16 protein-coding genes are annotated in these 21833 nt (G+C 36.8%); all 16 read left to right on the top strand.

Translation table 11 applies throughout. The features are described from left to right. Window positions 1-17 precede the first annotated feature (17 nt). The 16 genes from nuoG (at window position 18) to U736_RS0109985 (ending at window position 21773) form a co-directional block, all read left to right on the top strand. Complete coding sequence (nuoG, locus tag U736_RS0110060; RefSeq protein ID WP_015856356.1) at window positions 18-2087, top strand: NADH-quinone oxidoreductase subunit NuoG; 2070 nt, start codon at window positions 18-20, stop codon at window positions 2085-2087. A 21-nt stretch (window positions 2088-2108) separates the two neighbouring features. Then, the gene (gene nuoH / locus U736_RS0110055; RefSeq protein ID WP_026500749.1) at window positions 2109-3155 is read left to right on the top strand and encodes an NADH-quinone oxidoreductase subunit NuoH; all 1047 of its coding nucleotides are present in this window, start codon (window positions 2109-2111) and stop codon (window positions 3153-3155) included. Between the two features lie 14 nt (window positions 3156-3169). Next, window positions 3170-3661 (top strand): NADH-quinone oxidoreductase subunit NuoI, encoded by a 492-nt coding sequence (gene nuoI / locus U736_RS0110050; protein ID WP_004860049.1) that lies wholly within the window; start codon window positions 3170-3172, stop codon window positions 3659-3661. Between the two features lie 93 nt (window positions 3662-3754). Next, window positions 3755-4375 (top strand): NADH-quinone oxidoreductase subunit J, encoded by a 621-nt coding sequence (locus tag U736_RS0110045; protein ID WP_015856358.1) that lies wholly within the window; start codon window positions 3755-3757, stop codon window positions 4373-4375. 14 nt (window positions 4376-4389) lie between these two features. Continuing rightward, window positions 4390-4698, top strand: coding sequence for an NADH-quinone oxidoreductase subunit NuoK (nuoK, locus tag U736_RS0110040; RefSeq protein WP_015856359.1), 309 nt, complete (start codon window positions 4390-4392; stop codon window positions 4696-4698). Window positions 4699-4704: 6 nt separating this feature from the next. Beyond that, window positions 4705-6669: an NADH-quinone oxidoreductase subunit L gene (nuoL, locus tag U736_RS0110035; protein WP_026500748.1), complete on the top strand. Its 1965-nt coding sequence runs from the start codon at window positions 4705-4707 to the stop codon at window positions 6667-6669. Next, window positions 6669-8138 (top strand): NADH-quinone oxidoreductase subunit M, encoded by a 1470-nt coding sequence (locus U736_RS0110030; protein WP_015856361.1) that lies wholly within the window; start codon window positions 6669-6671, stop codon window positions 8136-8138. The genes nuoL and U736_RS0110030 overlap by 1 nt, the downstream gene beginning before the upstream one ends. Before the next feature lie 17 nt (window positions 8139-8155). Beyond that, the gene (gene nuoN, locus U736_RS0110025; protein ID WP_015856362.1) at window positions 8156-9610 is read left to right on the top strand and encodes an NADH-quinone oxidoreductase subunit NuoN; all 1455 of its coding nucleotides are present in this window, start codon (window positions 8156-8158) and stop codon (window positions 9608-9610) included. Further along, entirely contained in the window at window positions 9610-10419 is an 810-nt protein-coding gene (locus tag U736_RS0110020) for a biotin--[acetyl-CoA-carboxylase] ligase (protein WP_015856363.1), read from the top strand. The genes nuoN and U736_RS0110020 overlap by 1 nt, the downstream gene beginning before the upstream one ends. A 46-nt stretch (window positions 10420-10465) precedes the next feature. After that, complete coding sequence (locus U736_RS0110015) at window positions 10466-12142, top strand: ribonuclease J (RefSeq protein WP_015856364.1); 1677 nt, start codon at window positions 10466-10468, stop codon at window positions 12140-12142. A 202-nt stretch (window positions 12143-12344) separates the two neighbouring features. Further along, window positions 12345-13670: a proline--tRNA ligase gene (proS, locus tag U736_RS0110010; RefSeq protein WP_015856365.1), complete on the top strand. Its 1326-nt coding sequence runs from the start codon at window positions 12345-12347 to the stop codon at window positions 13668-13670. 11 nt (window positions 13671-13681) lie between these two features. Continuing rightward, window positions 13682-14950 (top strand): lipoprotein-releasing ABC transporter permease subunit, encoded by a 1269-nt coding sequence (locus U736_RS0110005; RefSeq protein ID WP_015856366.1) that lies wholly within the window; start codon window positions 13682-13684, stop codon window positions 14948-14950. Beyond that, a complete protein-coding gene (locus tag U736_RS0110000) occupies window positions 14950-15630 on the top strand; it encodes an ABC transporter ATP-binding protein (protein ID WP_015856367.1) in 681 nt (226 codons plus the stop codon). The genes U736_RS0110005 and U736_RS0110000 overlap by 1 nt, the downstream gene beginning before the upstream one ends. 66 nt (window positions 15631-15696) lie before the next feature. Further along, window positions 15697-15984, top strand: coding sequence for an FAD assembly factor SdhE (locus tag U736_RS0109995; RefSeq protein ID WP_015856368.1), 288 nt, complete (start codon window positions 15697-15699; stop codon window positions 15982-15984). A 5-nt stretch (window positions 15985-15989) separates the two neighbouring features. Further along, window positions 15990-19490 carry a transcription-repair coupling factor gene (gene mfd / locus U736_RS0109990; protein WP_015856369.1) on the top strand — a complete coding sequence of 1167 codons (3501 nt, stop codon included), beginning with the start codon at window positions 15990-15992 and terminating at the stop codon, window positions 19488-19490. Window positions 19491-21161: 1671 nt separating this feature from the next. Next, window positions 21162-21773, top strand: coding sequence for an invasion associated locus B family protein (locus U736_RS0109985; RefSeq protein ID WP_015856370.1), 612 nt, complete (start codon window positions 21162-21164; stop codon window positions 21771-21773). Window positions 21774-21833 lie beyond the last annotated feature (60 nt).

Below are 21833 nucleotides of genomic sequence, written 5' to 3'. Positions count from 1 at the left end.
CGCAGGTTGGATGGGTGATGATAAATATCAAAGTTGATGGCAAAGAGATTGAAGTTCCTGATTACTACACGTTGCTTCAGGCTGCTGAGGCGGCTGGGGCAGAAATTCCGCGTTTTTGTTTTCATGAATCTTTGTCAATTGCTGGAAATTGTCGTATGTGTTTGGTTGAGGTTAAGGGTGGTCCTCCAAAACCTCAGGCTTCTTGTGCTATGGGGGTGCGTGATTTACGATTAGGGCCTAACGGTGAAGCACCTGAGATTTTTACCAATACGGCGATGGTAAAAAAAGCACGTGAAGGTGTTATGGAATTTCTTCTCATTAATCATCCTTTGGATTGTCCAGTGTGTGATCAAGGGGGAGAATGCGATCTTCAAGATCAAGCAATGCTTTATGGACGAGATTGTTCTCGTTATACAGAAAATAAGCGTGCTGTAGAAGATAAATATATTGGACCTCTTGTCAAAACTGTTATGACACGGTGTATTCATTGTACACGGTGTGTTCGTTTTACAACGGAAGTTGCAGGTATTTCTGAGCTTGGTTTGATCGGTCGTGGTGAAGATGCTGAAATTACGACGTATCTTGAAAAAGCTATGACATCTGAATTACAGGGAAACGTTATTGATCTTTGTCCGGTGGGAGCTTTAACTTCAAAACCTTATGCGTTTCATGCTCGTCCGTGGGAATTGGTAAAAACGGAATCGATTGATGTGATGGATGCGCTTGGTAGTGCGATCCGTATTGATAGCCGTGGCCGTGAAGTTATGCGGATTATGCCGCGTACGAATGAAGATGTAAATGAGGAATGGATCTCTGATAAAACGCGTTTTATTTGGGATGGATTGCGCACTCAGCGGCTTGATAGGCCATATGTACGCAAAGATGGAAAGCTTCAGCCTGTCAGTTGGACAGAAGCTTTTGCAAAAATTAAAATGGTGATCTCTAAAATTTTTCCAGAAAAAATTGGAGCCATTGCTGGAGATCTTGCGTCTGTTGAGGAGATGTATGCCCTTAAAGCATTATTGAGTTCTTTAGGCTCAACGCTTTTTGATTGTCGCCAAAGAGGGGGGGCTTTATCGCCTGAGTTTGGGCGTTCGAGTTATATTTTTAATCCTACAATTGCAGGTATTGAACAGGCTGATGCACTGCTTATTGTGGGATCTAATCCACGTCATGAAGCAGCTGTTTTAAATGCGCGTATTTTAAAGCGCCAACGGATGGGAAATTTTCCTATTGCATTAATTGGAGAGAAAGTCGATTTACGTTATCCTTATTCTTATCTTGGATCTGGGAGTGATACATTAACGACACTTATTCGTGGAGAGGATGTTTTTTTTAATGTCTTAAAAGAAGCGAAGAGGCCCCTTATTCTTATCGGAGAGGGAGCTGTTTCAGGAAATGAAGGTTTATCTGTTTTAAAAAGTCTTGCTAAATTAGCTGACAATATTGGTGCTCTTAGTGAAGAATGGAATGGGTTTGGGGTTCTTCATAATGCAGCATCGATTGTTGGAGGATTGGACATAGGCTTTACTTCTAAGCTTGGGGTTGCAAATATTCTTAAAACCTGTGAAGTTTTATTTTTACTTGGTGCTGATGAAGTAGAATTAGCCAATACAAAAGCTTACACAGTTTATATTGGTAGCCATGGTGATAATGGTGCACATGCTGCTGATGTTATTTTGCCTGCATCTGCTTACACTGAAAAATCAGGGCTTTATGTGAATACAGAAGGACGTGTTCAAATGACAAATCGGGCTGGTTTTGCTCCAGGTGAAGCAAAAGAAGATTGGGCTATTTTGCGTGCTTTATCGGATATTTTAGGACAAAGACTCCCTTTTGATTCTCTTTCTCAATTAAGACAATGCTTGTTTAATGATTATCCACACCTTTGTGCTGTTGATGATATAGTGCCTTCTGATATAAGTGGTCTTAAGGCGCTTGGTTCAAAAATGGTTTCTCTAGAGAGTCAAACCTTTACTTCTATGGTTAAAGACTTTTATTTAACAAATCCGATAGCACGTGCTTCTGCTGTTATGGCTGAATGTTCATCTCTTGCAAAAAACCGTGCTACGCAAACTGTAAAGTAAGGCAAAGGAAAAGGAATAATGATGTATGATTTCTTTATGACTTGGCTGTTGCCATTACTCATTATAGTTGGAAAAACACTTCTTCTTTTGGTCGTTCTTTTGATTTTAGTTGCTTATCTTCTTTACGCAGATAGAAAGATTTGGGCAGCGGTACAATTGCGTCGTGGACCAAACGTTGTTGGTCCATGGGGTTTGTTACAGTCTTTTGCAGATTTAATTAAATTTGTTGTTAAGGAGCCTATTATCCCTGCAGGTGCAAATAAGGGTGTTTTTCTTTTGGCTCCTTTTGTTTCAGCGACACTTGCTTTATCAACTTGGGCTGTTATTCCTGTCAATGAGGGCTGGGAGGTTGCGAAGATTAATGTTGGCTTGCTTTATATCTTAGCCATTTCATCTCTTGAGGTTTATGGTGTTATTATGGGGGGATGGGCATCAAATTCAAAATATCCTTTCTTAGGAGCCCTTCGTTCGGCGGCACAAATGGTTTCTTATGAAGTTTCCATTGGTTTTGTGCTTGTGACTGTCATTTTAATAAGTGGTTCGTTGGATCTCACAACAATTGTTCATAAACAAAGTTCTGGAATTGGTACAACTCTTGGTCTTCCTTTTAACAGCTTTCTCGATTGGAATTGGTTGGTCCTTTTTCCAATGTTTATTATATTTTTTATTTCTGCGCTCGCAGAGACAAACCGTCCTCCATTCGATTTGGTGGAAGCAGAATCTGAACTTGTAGCTGGTCATATGGTAGAATATTCTTCAACGCCTTACATGCTATTCTTTCTTGGTGAATATGTTGCGATTGTTTTAATGTGCGCATTAACAACCATTCTATTTTTAGGCGGTTGGCTGCCACCCTTAGATGTTTGGTGGCTTAATTGGGTTCCTGGTATCATTTGGTTTGTTTTAAAAGTCTGTTTTGTATTTTTTTGGTTTGCTATGGTTAAAGCATTTGTTCCACGTTATCGCTATGATCAGCTCATGCGGCTTGGTTGGAAGGTTTTTCTTCCTCTCTCACTAGCAATGGTTGTGATAACTGCTGCTTTTTTAAAGTTTACGGATTTCGTTTAAGAGGAGATTTTACGATGTCAGGTTTTATTCAGGCGGCAAAGTCACTTCTTCTATTGGAATTTGTGAGTGCTTTTTTCTTAGCTATGCGTCAATTTTTTTCACCAAAGCCCACAATTAATTATCCTTATGAAAAAGGTTTTGTATCTCAGCGTTTTCGCGGTGAGCATGCATTGCGTCGCTATCCAAATGGTGAAGAACGGTGTATTGCTTGTAAATTATGTGAAGCAATTTGCCCTGCGCAAGCGATTACAATTGAGGCTGGACCGCGACGTAATGATGGTACGCGTAGAACTGTTCGTTATGATATCGATATGGTTAAGTGTATCTACTGCGGTTTTTGTCAAGAGGCTTGTCCGGTAGAGGCTATTGTTGAAGGTCCAAATTTCGAATTTGCAACAGAAACGCGTGAAGAACTCTATTATGATAAAGAAAAGCTTTTAATGAATGGAGATCGTTGGGAGCGAGAAATTGCTCGAAATATATTGATGGATGCGCCTTATCGTTAAGCGTATCGTTAAATGAGGTGTCGGATATTTTCCGATAAATTGTAATCTGGTATGAAGTTCATACCAATTGTTTGAATAATTAAGGAGAAGCCTATGCTAACAGATCTAGCGGCGGCATTTTTCTATTTGTTTGCTTTTATTATGCTAACAAGTGCAGTTATTGTTATTACAGCACGCAATCCAGTGCATTCTGTTTTGTTTTTAATCCTCGCATTTTTTAATGCAGCAGCTTTATTTTTGCTTGCAGGAGCAGAGTTTTTAGGGCTTATTCTGCTTGTTGTGTATGTAGGAGCTGTCGCTGTTTTATTTTTATTTGTCGTTATGATGCTTGACGTTGATTTTGCTGAGTTAAAGAGTGGAACTCTTCGGTATGCTCCTATTGGAGCTCTTATTGGTGTTATTATCGCTGTAGAATTGATTGTTGTTTTTGTGAGTAGCTATTTTTCTCCAGTCTTGAGAACGCATGTTACCCAACCAATGCCAGATTTAACGCAGCGAACAAATACACAAGCATTAGGTGATATTCTCTATACGGATTATGTTTTTTATTTTCAAATTGCTGGAATGATTTTATTGGTTGCAATGATTGGGGCTATTGTTTTAACACTTCGTCATAAATTGGGTGTAAAGCGGCAATCTATTGCGGAGCAAGTTTCTAGAACGGTAGAAAGTGCCATTGAAATCAAACAAGTTGAATCAGGCAAAGGTATGTAAGGGGGGCGATGTAGATGTATATTGATATTACACATTATCTCACTGTTTCTGCTTTGATGTTTACAATTGGTATTGCTGGAATTTTTCTCAACAGAAAAAACGTGATTATTATCTTGATGTCCATTGAGCTTATATTGCTTTCAGTTAATCTCAATTTTGTTGCATTTTCAGCATTTCTTCATGATCTCGTTGGTCAGATATTCGCTTTATTTGTCTTAACCGTAGCAGCTGCTGAAGCTGCCATTGGTTTAGCAATTCTGGTCGTTTTTTTCCGTAATCGTGGTTCCATTGCGGTTGAAGATGTTAATGTAATGAAAGGCTAACCAGTGATGTATTATACGATTGTCTTTCTTCCGCTTTTGGGTTTTTTAATTGCTGCACTAGGTGGAAAAACGATAGGAGATCGTGCGAGTGAATTGATAACATGTAGCTTTATGGTTGTTGTTGCCATATTATCGTGGATAGCATTTTTCAGTATTGCATTTGGTCATATTCCAGCGATTGATGTCTTGGTATTACATTGGCTTACTATTGGTGACTTAAGCTTTAATTGGGCTTTACATGTTGATGCATTAACAGCTGTCATGCTTATTGTTGTGAACAGTGTTTCGGCATTAGTACATATTTATTCAATTGGTTATATGCACCATGACCCTTCAAGGTCTCGTTTTTTTTCTTATCTTTCTTTGTTTACATTTATGATGCTTATGTTGGTCACATCCAACAATTTGATTCAGATGTTTTTTGGATGGGAAGGTGTCGGACTTGCTTCTTATTTACTCATTGGTTTTTGGTTTCAGCGTGATTCTGCTAATAAGGCCGCAATGAAAGCTTTTGTAGTTAATCGTGTTGGAGACTTTGGTTTTCTCTTAGGAATCTTTAGTATTTTTGTTTTATTCCAATCGGTTGATTTTGCTTCTATTTTTGCAAAAGCTGCAAACAATAACTTTATACAAAATATGACATTTTTAGGTTGGCAATTTGATGGGCAGACGGCAATTACCATTACATGCCTTTTATTATTTATTGGTGCGATGGGAAAATCAGCACAATTTCTTTTACATACTTGGCTGCCTGATGCAATGGAAGGACCAACCCCTGTATCAGCGCTTATTCATGCCGCTACAATGGTAACGGCTGGTGTTTTTATGGTTGCGCGTATGTCGCCAATTTTTGAACTTTCTTCAACTGCTTTGACCGTGATTATTATTGTTGGAGCAACAACAGCGTTTTTTGCAGCAACTGTGGGGTTGGTGCAGAATGATATTAAACGTGTTATTGCTTATTCTACATGCTCTCAGCTCGGTTATATGTTTGTGGCATTAGGTGTTGGAGCTTATGGCGCTGCTGTCTTTCATCTTTTTACGCATGCTTTTTTTAAAGCCTTATTGTTTCTTGGTGCAGGTTCTGTCATTCATGCTGTATCTGATGAACAAGATATGCGAAAAATGGGTGGGTTACGCAAACATATAAAAGTCACCTATTGGATGATGATGGTCGGGACCATTGCATTGACAGGTGTTGGAATTCCAGGAACACTTTTCGGGACTGCAGGTTTTTTCTCGAAAGATGCGATTATAGAGTCTGCTTTTGCATCCCATAATATTGCTTCAGGATATGCTTTTTATCTTCTTGTTTTTGCAGCTTTATTAACAAGTTTCTATTCATGGCGGCTTATCTTTATGACATTCCATGGTAAACCACGGGCAACAGTTGATGTTATGCATCATGTTCATGAATCACCTCCAGTTATGTTGATTCCACTCTTTCTTTTATCTATTGGAGCAATATTTTCTGGTGTCGTTTTCCAACCTTACTTTTTTGGTGACTTCTATAATGCTTTTTGGAAGGGAGCATTATTTACAAGCAGCCACAATCACATTCTTCATGACGCCCACCATGTCTTTAATTGGGTAAAATGGTTGCCATTTATAGCGATGGTTCTTGGTTTTATTTTAGCTTATTTATTTTATGTTTCTATTCCATCTCTTCCTAAGAAAATGGTTCGTATTATGCCAAGAGCATATAATTTTCTTTACCAAAAATGGTATTTCGATCAATTATATAACTTTTTGTTTGTTCGTCCTACCTTTAGAATTGGTTCTTTTCTTTGGAAAGTGGGAGACGGTAAGATTATTGATGGTCTAGGTCCTAATGGTATCGCAGCGCGTGTTGTTGATATTACAAATAGAATTGTTCGATTGCAAACAGGCTATCTTTACCACTATGCATTTGCAATGCTTATCGGCGTTGCATTACTCATTACATGGATGATGATCGGGGGCGTAAACTAATGACCGATTGGCCTATTCTTTCTACGGTTACATTTTTGCCACTTGTTGGTGTGCTTCTGATTTTGTTTATCAAAGATGATAGTGAAGTAGCACGCCATAATATACGTAATGTCGCATTTTTTACGACTCTATTTGTTTTTATTATTTCTTTAATTATTTGGATAGGATTTGATTCTAGCAACCCAAATTTTCAAATGGTTGAAAAGTCCAGTTGGTTAGGGGGGGGCATTAGCTATCATATGGGGGTTGATGGTATTTCTATTCTTTTTGTTGTTCTCTCGGCTTTTCTTTTGCCTTTTTGTATTTTAGCAAGTTTGGAAAATGTTAAAGAGAGATTAAAGGCTTATATGATTGCATTTCTTCTTCTAGAAGTTGCGATTATTGGCGTTTTTTGTGCTCTTGATGCAATGCTATTCTATGTTTTTTTTGAAGGCAGCCTTATTCCAATGTTTATCATTATAGGTGTATGGGGTGGAGCACGTCGTGTTTATGCAAGTATAAAGTTTTTCTTATATACTTTACTTGGTTCAGTGCTTATGCTGGTTGCTCTTATGGCTATGTATTGGGAGGCTGGGACACTTGATATACCAACTTTACTCAATTACCAGTTTCCTGCTCATATGCAAATATGGTTATGGCTTGCATTTTTTGCTTCTTTCGCAGTTAAAATGCCAATGTGGCCAGTTCATACATGGCTCCCTGATGCTCACGTGGAAGCACCGACAGCGGGTTCCGTTATTTTAGCTGGTGTCTTACTCAAATTAGGTGGGTATGGTTTTCTTCGTTTTTCTTTGCCTATGTTTCCTATCGCTTCAGCAGATTTTGCACCTTTGATTTTCACATTATCGCTTATCGCTATTATTTATACGTCGTTGGTTGCACTTGTTCAAAATGACATCAAAAAGCTTATTGCTTATTCTTCAATAGCGCATATGGGGTATGTGACAATGGGCATTTTTTCTGCGAATGAACAAGGGATACAAGGGGCTATTTATCAGATGCTATCCCATGGAATTGTTTCAGCAGCGTTGTTTCTTTGTGTTGGGGTTATCTATGATCGCTTGCATACACGTGAAATTTCAGCGTTTGGCGGTTTAGTGAATAATATGCCTAAATATGCTGTTGTTTTCTTAATTTTCACTATGGCAAATGTTGGTTTGCCTGGAAGCTCAGGATTTTTGGGTGAATTTTTAACCTTAATAGGTGTTTTTCAAGTAAATAAATTGGTTGTTGTTTTAGCAACAACAGGTGTTATCTTATCGGCAGCCTATGCCCTTTATCTTTATCGGCGTGTGGTTTTTGGTTCCTTGGATAAAGAGAATTTAAAAGTATTAATAGATCTTTCTTTAAGAGAAAAATTCATCCTTTATCCAATGGTTATTCTTACAATATTCTTTGGTATCTATCCAACGCCTATTCTTAAAGCAACGGCGTTTTCCGTAGAAACCCTCATCAATAAACTGCACTAGATAAGGGAAGAACGCACATGCAAACTGAAATAATAGCGCAATTAGTCTTAATTCTTCCGGAGCTTTTAATCGCATTAGGAGCTGTCGTGTTGCTTATGATTGGTGTTTATTCCAATACACGTGCTTCTTTAACAGTGACAGGTTTAGCCATGGCACTTCTTGTGGCAACCATTATTATTCTTATAGTTTTTCCGAAAAATGGTTCATTTCAAACCAATGCGCTCGTTATCGATTCCTTTAGTCGTTATATGAAAATTTTAATGCTTATTGGTGCACTCTTTTCTCTTATCATGTCTGTTGGTTTTGCCAATGCACAAAAGTTTAATATATTTGAATTTCCAGTGCTTGTTCTTTTAGCAACCCTTGGAATGATGTTTATGATTTCAGCGGGTAATATGCTGTCGCTTTATATGGGGTTAGAGCTGCAATCTTTAGCTTTATATGTTTTAGCAGCGATTAATCGTAATAATGTAAAATCTTCTGAAGCCGGTATAAAATACTTTGTTTTAGGAGCATTATCTTCAGGATTGCTGCTTTATGGTATTTCATTGCTTTATGGTTTTACGGGTCAAATTGGTTTTCACGAAATTGCTGTTGCTTTAAAAAGTGAAAATTTGCAATTGGGAGTTATCTTTGGAATTGTTTTTATTTTAGCTGGTTTGGCTTTCAAAATTTCTGCTGTTCCATTTCATATGTGGACACCTGATGTTTATGAAGGAGCGCCAACACCGATTACAGCATTTTTTGCTGGTGCCCCTAAAGTTGCTGCAATGGCTTTAATCATCCGTATTATTGTGATGACCTTTATTCCCCTAGGGCATGTTGATAATGTGATGCCTGCATGGCAACAAATTTTGGTCTTCATGGCGATTGCATCAATGATACTTGGTGCATTTGCTGCAATTGGTCAAAATAACATTAAGCGCTTAATGGCTTATTCGTCGATCAGTCATATGGGCTATGCACTTGTTGGTTTATCTGCTGGAGATATGCTAGGAATAAAAAGTGTTATTCTTTATATGACGATTTATCTTGGAATGACGATTGGCTCGTTTGCTTTTATTCTTGGAATGCGCTCTCAGAATGGCAATGTTGAAAATATTTATGATCTTTCAGGGTTAGCAAAAACAAATCCGTTTATGGCTATTGTTATGACAATACAGCTTTTCTCGTTAGCCAGTGTACCACCTATGGCTGGTTTTTTTGGGAAGTGGTATACATTTTCTGCTGCTGTCCATGCTGGTCTGACGCCACTTGCAGTCGTTGGGATGATAGCATCTGTCGTTGGAGCTTTTTACTATTTACGAGTCATTAAAATTATGTGGTTTGATGACGCAAAAGCGCATTTTGTTGCTTTATCGAATGAGCTTCAATTTTGTCTCGGTCTTTCTGCATTGTTTATTTTATTTTATACACTTTTTGGAGTTTGGTTTGCTGAATTAGCAGAAAAAGCAGCAGCTGCATTGTTTTAATGAATATGGTTTATATTTTATCAGATTTTGCTCAAGAACAAGGATACACTATTGAAGCGTACGATAGTGTTGACTCAACAAATCTCATTGCGCAACGAAAAGCGCAAACTGGTCATCAAGGTAATCTTTGGATTGTTGCACAAGAACAATCACAGGGAAGAGCAAGAAGAGGGAGGACTTGGTCTAGTCCCAAAGGGAACCTTTATTCTAGCCTTTTATTAATTGATGATATTGTTCATCAAACTGCAGCTCAACTTGGTTTTGTTGCTGGAATAAGTGTGGCAGAGGCAATAAAACAATTGATAAAAGATGAAAAGCAGACAAACAATATTGTGAGTTTAAAATGGCCAAACGATATTTTGCTCAGAGGAGCAAAAAGCTCTGGAGTTTTGCTTGAGATTTTAAAATTGTCATCACAACAATATGCATTGGTTATTGGTATTGGAATAAATGTGAAATATAATTATGAAAATGCACCCTATCCCACTTCAAGCTTAAAGAATATCGGTTTGCATATTGAAGCAGAACAATTATTTACGGTTTTGACGGAGTGTTTTTCTAAAAATTACCTTCTTTGGAAACAACCAAAAGGATGTGAAATAATCCGAAAAAAATGGCTTTTATATTCTGCTCACCTTGGGAAATATGTCAAAGTGGTTAATGATGAAAAAGTCATTGAGGGTGTTTTTGATGGTCTTGATAGTGATTTTAACTGCATCATAAAGCAAAAAAATGGTCAGACAGCCATTATAACAGCTGGAGATGTTCATTTTGGTTCGGCTGCTTCTATTAATGCAGGTCGTTATTAAAAAATTATTTTACCATCAGATACCTTAATGATTTTGGGAGATGTTTATGGTTGCAGCCAATAAGAATGAGTTTGTTTTTTTACCTCTGGGGGGGGTAGGTGAAATAGGGATGAATTTAGCTGCTTACGGATTTGGTCCCCAAAATCTTCGTGAATGGCTGCTGGTTGATATGGGGATTAGTTTTGCTGGTTCTGAATTACCAGGAGTCGACCTTGTTTTTCCTGATATTCGTTTTCTAGAAAGTGAAAAACATAATATACGGGGTCTTGTTTTAACACATGCACACGAAGATCATTATGGGGCCGTTCTTGATTTATGGCCAAAGTTACAAGTTCCAATTTACTGTACGCCTTTTACAGCAGGATTATTGGAAACTAAAAAACAATTAGATTTTGAATCTCAAAAAATTTTACTCAATATTTTTCAAGCTGGTGATTGTTTTCAGGTAGGTTCCTTTGCTGTAGAGGCTATAGCTGTTAACCATTCAATACCAGAATCTGTATCTTTAGCAATTACAACCTCTTTGGGGACTGTGATTCATACTGGTGATTGGAAAATTGATCATACTCCTTCACTTGGGGCTGTGACGGATGAAAAAAGATTTCGTGCGTTAGGAAAAAAAGGTGTTTTAGCATTACTTTGTGATTCTACAAATGCGTGTCGGGATGGTATATCTCCATCAGAGCAGCAGGTTCAAGCCAGTCTTTCTGAGATTATTTCCAAAGCTGAAGGGCGCGTTGCAATAGCAACTTTTTCTTCTAATATTGGTCGGATACGTTCTATTGCTCTTGCAGCTGAAGCTGCTGGACGTAAGGTGCTTGTCATTGGGCGTTCCCTTAAGCGAAGTATTATGGTTGCACAAGAGCTTGGTTATATGAATGGTTTAGCACCATTTGTAACGGAAGATGATTATGGTTACATTTCGCGAAAAGATCTTGTTTTAATTGTCACAGGGAGCCAAGGTGAGCCATGTGCTGCTTTGGCTAAACTGTCACGTGATGGAATGAGAAATATTACACTTTCTGCTGGTGATACCGTTATTTATTCATCACGAAGTATTCCAGGAAACGAAAAAGCGATTATTGAGGTACAAAATCGTTTCATTGATTTGGGTATTGAAATTATCACGAATGAAGATGCACTTGTTCATGTTTCCGGTCATCCCCGTCGTTCAGAACTTTTACAGATGTATGATTGGGTAAAGCCACAGATACTTGTTCCTGTACATGGGGAAGCAATGCATCTTAAGGCTCAGGCAACTTTAGCGCGTCAAGCGGGTATTAAAATTGTTACAGATATCAGAAATGGATATATGTTACGTTTTGCACCAGAGCCTGTAGAAGTTGTTGATCAAGTTCCTGTTGGCCGCATCTATAAGGATGGTTGCCTAATTGGAGATGAAAATGAACTAGGGATTCGTGAACGTCGCAAACTAAGTTATGCTGGTCATGTTACTATTTCTCTCCATATAAATAGTAAGCATGAATTATTAGGGGATATAGGTCTAACAACATTCGGGTTACCTGAAAGTAATGGAAAGGGAGAAAGTTTAAAAGATATTCTTTTAGATATTATAGAAAATACAGTTTATAATATCCCACGCATGAAACAGAAAAATAATGAACTTATTCGAGAGGCAACACGACGTGCTGTGAGAGCGGCTGTTCATGAAATTTGGCAAAAAAAACCTATCTGTACAGTTTTTTTACATCGGTCAAAATAAGGAACTTTCATATTACGTTATTTAAAAAGAGAAGAGCATTTTTATTTTATTGCTAAATAAGAAAAATAGAGAATAAAGCCCAATAAATTTTTAAATAATAAGATCGTTATATTTGAAAGTATTCAGAATGCGGATATAGATGAATAGAGGGTGTGATAAATTGTTTCGATATGATAGGTGTGATTAGGAGTTAATTATTTCAATGCGTCTTTCTCAATATTTCCTTCCACTTTTAAAAGAGAATCCTAAGGAAGCAGAGATTGTTTCTCATCGGCTCATGTTGCGTGCCGGTATGATTCGCCAACAAACATCAGGAATTTATTCTTGGCTTCCTTTAGGGAAAAAAGTGCTTGATAAAGTTTGTAGAATTATTCGTGAGGAGCAAGAACGTGCGGGTGCAATAGAAATATTGATGCCTACAATTCAATCTGCTGATCTTTGGCGTGAAAGCGGTCGTTATGATGATTATGGTTTGGAAATGCTTCGCATTAAAGATCGCCAAAAGCGTGATTTACTTTATGGTCCAACCAATGAAGAAATGGTAACAGATATTTTTCGCTCATATGTTCGTTCTTATAAAGATCTTCCACTTAATTTGTATCATATTCAATGGAAATTTCGTGATGAAATTCGCCCACGTTTTGGTGTGATGCGGGCACGAGAATTTTTAATGAAAGATGCTTATTCTTTTGATCTTGATTATGAAGGTTCTAAAACATCTTATAATCGTATGTTTGTTGCTTATTTACGCACTTTTTCTCGTCTTGGTTTAAAAGCAATTCCTATGCGTGCAGATACAGGTCCAATAGGGGGGGAACTCAGTCATGAATTTATCATTTTGGCTGAAACGGGAGAGAGCGCTATCTTCTGTAATAAACAATTTCTTGAACTTACTGTTCCTGATAGTTCAATCGATTTTAGTGATAAAGCTGTTTTGGATGATATTGTTAAACAATGGACATCTTTTTATGCAGCGACGGAAGAAATGCATAATGAAGAGGAGTGGGCTAAAGTTTCTGATCATAATCGTCTTTCAGCGCGTGGTATTGAAGTCGGGCATATTTTCCACTTTGGCACGAAATATTCTGCTCCAATGGAAGCAAAAGTTATGGGACAAGATGGAAAAGAGCATGTAGTCTCTATGGGATCTTATGGTATTGGACCTTCGCGTCTTGTTGCGGCCGCTATAGAGGCTTCTCATGATGAAAATGGTATTATTTGGCCAAAGTCGATGGCACCGTTTGATTTTGGAATTATCAATATGAAATCCGATGATGAAAAATGCACGAAGGCATGTGAGTTTCTCTATCAGGGATTAAAGGAGGCTGGTTTTGATCCATTATTAGATGATAGAAATGAACGTCCTGGATCAAAATTTGCAACAATGGATTTGATTGGTTTGCCAACGCAAATCATTGTTGGTCCTAACAGCATTGCACAAAATGAAGTTGAAATTAAAGATCGAAAAACAGGTGTAAAAAAATCTCTAAAGGTTGAAGATGTACTCAGCCAACTTTCTATGAATTAATAGGAAATGTTATGAAGAGGCTGAAAGACAAATGGTTTTCATCTTATGAGTGGATGATCGCTTTTCGTTACATGATTCCCAATAAAAAACATGTCGTTGCATCTGTTATTTCAATTATTTCTCTTATTGGGATTATGTTGGGCGTATTTGCTCTGGTTGTTGTTATGGCGGTGATGAATGGCTTTCGTACAGAGCTTCTCAATCGTATTCTTGGTATGAATGGGCATTTTATTGTTCAAACAGTTGATTCTGGTTTTTCTGATTATAAGACTCTTATTTCTTCTTTAGAATCTACAAATGGTGTAAAGTTTGCTTTGCCTGTTATTGAAGGTCAAGCGCTTGTTCAAGGTGAAGTTCAAGGTGGCTCTGGCGCATTAGTTCGTGGTATGCGCAAACAAGATCTAGAAAAGCTTAAAACAGTCTCTCAAAACATTAAATTAGGATCGATTTCTCGGTTTGATGAAGAAGAAGGTGTTGCAATTGGAAGTGGCTTAGCAGAAAAATTGGGGCTGACAGTTGGAAGGGATATTCGTATTATTACTCCAGATGGTGATGAGACTCCTTTTGGCGTTACCCCACGTGTGAAAGCTTATAAAGTCGTTGCTATTTTTGAAGTTGGTATGTCTGAATATGATTCAATATTTATCTTTATGCCTCTCCATGAAGCACAAATGTTTTTTAATTTGGGAGATAAGGTTCAGTCTTTAGAATTATTTCTAAATGATCCTGATGCTGTTGATCAAATAAAACCTGTTGTAGAAAAAACAGTTGATCAACAGGTCTATTTAATTGATTGGCGTACCCGCAATCAGGCTTTTTTTTCAGCCTTACAGATTGAACGAAATGTTATGTTTTTCATTCTTTCTCTGATCGTTCTTGTTGCTGCTTTAAATATTATTTCAGGGCTGATTATGCTTGTAAAAGATAAAAGTCATGATATTGCGATTTTACGCACGATGGGGGCTCAACAGAGTGCGATTTTGCGTATATTTATCATTACAGGAATGATGATTGGTTTTATTGGAACTATATTGGGTTTAGTTTTAGGTGTTATCGCGACCGCGAATATTAATCATATCCAAGACTTTATATCTTGGTTATTTAATGTCGACGTTTTTAATCCTCAACTTTATTTTTTAACAAAATTGCCTGCACAAATTGAGTGGAAACAGACCATCTTGGTTGCTATGATGGCTTTATTTTTGTCGTTTCTTGCTGCTCTCATTCCGGCATGGCGTGCTGCTAAGCTAGATCCCGTACAAGCTTTGAGGTATGAATAATGACAGCTATTTTAGAGCTTGTAGAGATTGAAAGACACTTTTTCGAGAGTCATAAGCCGCTTATTGTTTTAGATAAAGCGAATTTTATTCTTAATCGTGGAGAGCTTGTTGCACTTGTTGCACCATCTGGTGCTGGAAAATCAACACTTCTTCATATTGCTGGATTATTAGAAAAACCAACAGCTGGTGATGTGATGTTACGGGGTATTTCTTGTGCAAAGCGCTCTGATAGTGAGCGAACAGCTATAAGACGAAATGATATTGGTTTTGTTTATCAATTTCATCATTTACTTCCAGAGTTTACGGCGTTAGAAAATGTCATGGTACCGCAAATGATAGCAGGATTAAAAAAATCCATAGCAGAAGATCGTGCGCGCAAATTATTGACGTATCTGCGTGTTTCTCATCGTGCTAACCATCGTCCCTCAGAGTTATCGGGAGGAGAACAACAACGTGTTGCTATTGCACGTGCAGTAGCAAATGGCCCTTCGGTTCTTTTGGCTGATGAACCTACGGGGAATCTTGATCCAGTAACTTCAGCTTATGTTTTTCAAGCTTTATCTATCCTTGTTCGCCAGTCGGGTCTTTCTGCTCTTATTGCAACACATAATTACGCTTTGGCTAAGCAAATGCATCGTCGAATTACACTTAAAGAACAAAAGATTATAGAACTTCCTTAAAAGCAAGGTACAAATTTTATACGACTAATTGAATAGTTTATATTACTTTATTCAAGGAGATTTTTTATGACAGTTTTTGTCGTTGACAAAAATCAATTAGATGTGCGTCGTCGTCGATTGATTTTTCGTGCATGGCATCGCGGTATTCGTGAAATGGATCTCATTTTTGGACATTATGTCGATGCTCATATTACTGGAATGAATGATAAAACGCTCTCTGAACTTGAATATATTATGTCTTTTGATGATCGTGATTTACTCACATGGATTACTGGAGAAGTTTCGCCACCCTCTGAAGTTGATAGTCCACTTTTTCGTGATATTGCCAATTATCGTACTTGCTTAAGTTATTAATCCCGATGCCTATATTTAAAAAAATTGTTATTCCCCAAAATAATTCTGTTCATATGATTTTTGATGGAGTTCCTGATGGATTCGAAGCCTTTGCGCTTGCTAAATTAAGTTCAGAAATTGCACAAGGTAAACCGCTCATCTATGTTGTCCGCGACGGAACAAAAATTGTTCATTTACAACAAGTTTTAAATTTTATTGAGCCAAATTTACCCATACTTCAATTTCCTGCATGGGATTGTTTGCCCTATGATCGTGTGTCACCAGGAATTGCTGTTATGGCACGTCGACTATCAGCATTGGCACACATAGCAAATTTACGTAAAGATCCGCATCCTGCAATTATATTAACAACAGCAAATGCGATTATGCAAAAGTTACCTCCTCGTGAAATGATAGAAGCTCAGCTTATTCACGCACGTGTTGGCCAGCGCAATAACATGGGAAATCTTATTCAGTTTTTAGAAACCAATGGTTTTGAACGCGTTACGGTTGTCCGTGATGTTGGTGAGTTTGCTGTAAGAGGAGGAATACTTGATATCTTTTCTCCCATGGATGTTGAACCTTTACGTCTTGATTTTTTTGGAGATACCCTAGAAAGTATCCGCATATTTGATCCAGAAAGTCAAAGGACAACAGGCCAAAAAACTGAACTTTTATTACAGGGAATGAGTGAGGTTGTTCTTACACCAGAACGCATAAGCCGTTTTAAGAGCAATTATACCCGTACATTTGGTGTATCACAAAAAAATAACATGCTTTATGAAGCAATTGCTCAAGGTCGGCGTTTTGCCGGTATGGAACATTGGCTTCCATTTTTTTATGAAAACCTTGATAGTTTTTTTGACCATTGTGGCAACTTACCGATAGTTTTTGAGCATCTCATAGAAGAAGCCTTCATTGAACGCTATCGTCTTATTGAGGACTATTATAACGCGCGCAAAGAGCGCGAAAATGATGAAAAAAATTCTACTTCTTATCATCCAATAGATCCTAGTCTTTTCTATTTAACGCCAGAGCGTGTTTTGGAGGGTGTGCAACAATCTTCACAGCGTATTGATTTTTCGCCTTTTAATATTCCACAAAGTTTGGAAAAAACTGTTATTCACACCAATGTTAAACAGGGATATGATTTTGTAAAAGAGCGTAATGCGCAGGAAAAAAATGTTTTTTCAAGTGTTATTGATCATATCGCATCTTTACGCACTGCTGGTAAAAAAGTGCTTTTAGCGTGTTGGAGTGAAGGATCTCTCAATCGTTTGCTACAAGTTCTCGATGAGCATGGATTGAAAAAAATAGATGTTGCAAAATCCTTGCAAACTGTCAAAGCAACACCACGAGATCGCATATTAGCAGCTGTTATCATGATAGAACATGGTTTTGAGGCTGAAGATTTGGCTGTTATAGCAGAGCAAGATATCCTTGGCGATCGTTTTATAAGATCGCCAAAGCGGCGTAAAAATAATACAAATTTTATTTCTGAAATTTCTGCTTTAAATTCTGGTGATATTATTGTGCATATCGACCACGGTATTGGCCAATTTGTTGGTCTTAAAACCATCAAAACTACTGGAATTTTACGAGATTGTCTTGAAATTAGATATGCTGGGGGTGATTTACTCTTTTTACCTGTTGAAAATATTGAGCTTCTCTCACGTTATGGCTCAGAAGGAACAGAGGTAACTTTAGATAAATTAGGGGGTGTTGCTTGGCAAGCACGTAAAGCTCGGCTTAAAAAACATTTATTGGAAATGGCAGGGCAATTAATTCGTATAGCTGCAGAGCGTATGACTCGTGCTGCGCCTGCTTTACTTCCACCAATTGGACCATTTGATGAGTTTGTTGCTTGCTTTCCCTATGAAGAAACGGAAGATCAAATGAATGCAATTGATGCTGTTTTAGACGATTTAGCCTCAGGAAAGCCTATGGATCGCTTGATATGCGGTGATGTTGGTTTTGGAAAAACCGAAGTAGCTATTCGAAGTGCTTTTGTCGCAGCATTAAATGGATATCAGGTTGCTGTTGTTGTACCGACAACTTTGCTTTCACGTCAACATTACAAGACATTTATTTCGCGTTTTCAAGGATTACCGGTTAAAATTGGACATGCTTCAAGGCTTGTAAAAGCGAAAGAACTTGCACAAGTAAAAAAAGGTGTTTCAGATGGTACAATCGATATTGTCATTGGAACCCATGCATTATTAAGTGGTGCAGTTAATTTTTTACGGTTAGGCCTTCTCATCATTGATGAGGAGCAGCATTTTGGTGTCAAACACAAAGAGCGTTTAAAAGAGCTTAAAAGTGATATTCATGTTCTCACACTTTCAGCAACTCCCATACCACGCACTTTAGGGTTAGCATTATCGGGTGTACGTGAACTTTCATTGATAACAACGCCCCCCATTGATAGAATGGTGGTTCGTACTTTTATTTCACCTTTTGATGCACTTGTTATACGAGAGACCCTGCTTCGAGAATATTATCGTGGCGGACAAAGTTTCTATGTTTGTCCTCGTATTTCTGATCTGGCTTTTGTAGAAGAATATCTCAAAACACATGTGCCAGAACTGAAATTCGTTGTGGCTCATGGACAAATGCCGGCTGGACAACTTGATGATATCATGAATGCATTTTATGATGGGCAATATGATGTTTTGCTATCGACAACCATTATTGAATCTGGTCTTGATATTCCAACAGCCAATACCCTAATTGTGCATCGCGCTGAGATGTTTGGTCTTTCTGCACTCTATCAGTTACGAGGGAGGGTAGGGCGCTCAAAACAACGTGCTTATGCACTTTTTACATTTCCTGCTGGTAAAGTTTTAACAGCTGCTGCTGATCGCCGTCTTAAAGTTTTACAATCTCTTGACACCTTGGGGGCCGGTTTTCAATTGGCAAGCCATGACATGGATATCCGCGGTTCAGGCAATTTTTTAGGTGAAGAGCAATCGGGGCATATTAAAGAAGTTGGATTTGAACTCTATCAAAAAATGCTTGAAGAAGCTGTTACTGAATTAAAAGATGGAGAGCTAAATGAAGATAAGCAATGGTCTCCTCAAATTTCACTTGGTACAACAGTGATGATACCAGAAAGTTTCGTGCCTGACTTGCCATTACGTATGGGGCTTTATCGTCGTTTAACAGAACTTGATGATTTAGAACAAATTGATGAATTTGCAGCGGAGTTAATTGATCGCTTTGGTCCTTTACCGCTTGAAGTTCAACACCTTCTTAAAGTCTTTTATATCAAAACATTGTGTCGAAAAGCGCATGTAGAAAAATTGGATACTGGACCAAAGGGGATTGTTATACAGTTTCGCAATAATTATTTTGCAAATAGTGTTGCTCTTGTTCAGTGGGTTGGAAAACAAGGTTCGATGGCAAAAATTCGACCAGATCAAAGTATCGCTCTTATTCGTGATTGGTCCACAGCGGATGAAAGGCTTGTTGGAGCAGCGAATATTATGACACAGCTTGTCGAAATGGCAGAACAACATTCTGGTTAAAAACTTCTTTGTTGTTTCAGAATTGTTACTCATTTTTATAAAATTATTATATAAAAACAAATAGTTATTAATTTTTTATAAGAATAAAATTTAAGTTTATAATAAAAGAACTTCTTACATATTCATTTTGCGTTCTTCATCATAAGACATATTGATATAATGAAGAAAATAGCTTAGACGGTGTAACCGCAATAAATAGAACGTGCATATAAGTATCTTTCTCTAAAAAGCAAAAACTTAAGCCAAGATAACATGCTTTCTTCATTACAAAAGTTACTAACGATAGTTTTTTACTCCCTGTAATATGATATATGGCATAAAAACGCTCACGCTGATTTATCTTCTAAGGAACAATACCAACATTAAAAAAACAAAAGAAAGGATACTAAAGATAGCATATAATTTATTGAAGATAAGTATTTATCATTTAGATATTTTGGGAAAAAAATTTTCTAAAGCAGAATACTATAAGCGTTTGTAGGAACGAAATAAGTTTTTAAAAGAACTGAAAAATCTGAAGAATGAATATTATAATCTTGGTTCGAAATTACAGGATCTATTTGAAAAAAATAAAAATTTATCTCTAGGGTAGATATAGCGAGAGAGTACGAAGTAGGAGAATACGAAGAAAAGCTGAATTATTTAATAAATGGAAAATTATCTTCATATTTATTATTAGTTGCAAAGTTTTAGTGGATATATTGCAGAGTGATATAGGTACTATTTTACGCAAAGATTTTGATTGGAAAGATAAAGATTTTTATTGAGTAAAAGACGCAATTAATTCGATAAGCCCCAGTTTCTAGCAATATAAAAGAATTGCTAACAGAGGGCTCTTAATAGCTATGAAAAACAAACATTTGATGATGTAAAAGATAAATTATTATTATAAATTAATATGTTGTTATATTTTAAGGAAGTTTATTATAAATAAAATATTTTCAACAGTTATAAATTTTCTCTCTAAGAAAATATGTTTTTTAATTAAGAAAAAAGCACTTTTTTAGTAGCGTATTTTTAAATTAAACTTTTTGGTTAAAAGCTGTAGAATATAAAACTTTTATTACAAAAATGTATCGCCATTGTTTTGTAAACAAGGGCAGAAAATTGTCCATTAGGAAAAAGTTCTCTTACAATTATGCAGAAATTTTAGACAATCAGTGATTTTAATTTATGAAATGTTTCAATAACACCGTAAATGATTTTATTTTTTCGTATCACACGAATCACATAAGGAAAAAAGTAAAATTTATCTGATATTTCGGAGCTTCATGCATTACAACAGCTGTTGCTAAGGCTCCACGAACTTAACATGAAGAGTAACAAATGTAAAAAGTTTAATTAGTAAGATTTTTAGAGTAGTATGGGAGTTTATTTTAATTAATATTGCAATATTGATTCGTTTGTGTAATCTTAGCTTAAATACACAGAGGTGTTTTATGGATAGATTGCATCAAACACCAATATGATAAAGAGGGGAATTATATGGGTGGATAAAAATTAGAATAGCTCGTCGTATTTTTTTCTCTAAATTTGACTTTTTTTTTTATATTGAAGTAAAAATAGTAAAATTAAGTGTTATTTCATTATAATTTAATAAATTTAAGTTGGAATTATATTTAATATTTTTTTGAAGTTACTTAAAAGCGCGTTGAAAGGATTAACTTAATCATGTCGCATAAAAATGTTTATTCTGCTGTTTCAGTATTAGTTGGAGCCGCTGCCCTTTTTCTTATAGCTGGTATTTCTGCAAATGCGCAAACTTTATCACAAGGTTGGTACAAAGTTTGCAGTAAGCAGCATGATGTTGATATTTGTAATACAATGAATACTGTATTATCGAATACGGGACAACCTTTAACGGCTTTTAATCTTGTTGAAATAAAAGGGAAGCAAAATGAAAAACGTATAGGTATTCAAGTACCTACAGGTCGTTTTTTGCCAGAAGGTGTTCACATTAAAATTGGTGACGACTTCTCTAAAAAAATTCCTTATATTATTTGTAATGGACCAAGTTGTATTGCCAATGATGTCTTAGATGATAAGCTTATAGCTGCTATGAAAAGTGGTACAAAAATGGTTGTAACCACAGTTAATTTCCGTGGTTCAGCTAATCCTATTGAATTTTCTCTTAATGGGTTTACAGCAGCCTATACCGGTCCTGGTATGGAGGAAAAAGATTTCCAACAAGAACAAATAAAGATGCAGCAAGCTATTCAATCAAAGCAAAAAGAAATTGAAGATCGTATGCGGGCTGAGCAAGAAAAAGCAAAACAAAAGTGATAAACCCACACCATAGAATTGGTTGAAACGTCTTCTATAATTATTTATTTAAACCGCCAC

The sequence above is a fragment of the Bartonella grahamii ATCC 700132 genome, assembly GCF_000518085.1.
Classification (GTDB): domain Bacteria; phylum Pseudomonadota; class Alphaproteobacteria; order Rhizobiales; family Rhizobiaceae; genus Bartonella; species Bartonella grahamii.
This window is presented reverse-complemented; position numbering and strand designations above follow the sequence as displayed.